This is a genomic window from Deinococcus pimensis DSM 21231 (assembly GCF_000519345.1).
Taxonomy (GTDB): Bacteria; Deinococcota; Deinococci; order Deinococcales; family Deinococcaceae; genus Deinococcus_A; species Deinococcus_A pimensis.
On record NZ_KI912672.1, the window covers coordinates 50,386 to 50,602 of the forward strand.

Genomic DNA, 217 nt, shown 5'->3' on the forward strand with positions numbered 1-217 from the left:
GCGAGGGGGACTCGGCCCGCGAGAGCGTCGAGGCCGCGAACGTCCTGCTCGTCGCGCGCCTGCTGCTGCGCGGCGCGCTCGAACGTACCGAGTCGCGCGGCGCGCACTGGCGGACCGACCATCCGGACGCCGAGGAGGCCTACCATGTCGTCCACCACGCGGGCCGCGTGCGGCGCGAGTCCGCGAGGACGTCCGGCGAGGAGGTGCTAGATTCTGC

Annotated in this window: 1 pseudogene; it reads left to right on the forward strand. The window is 74.7% G+C overall.

Annotated elements, in window-relative coordinates:
* Positions 1-217 (forward strand): annotated as a pseudogene (locus tag DEIPI_RS33670) (hypothetical protein); the annotation flags it as partial.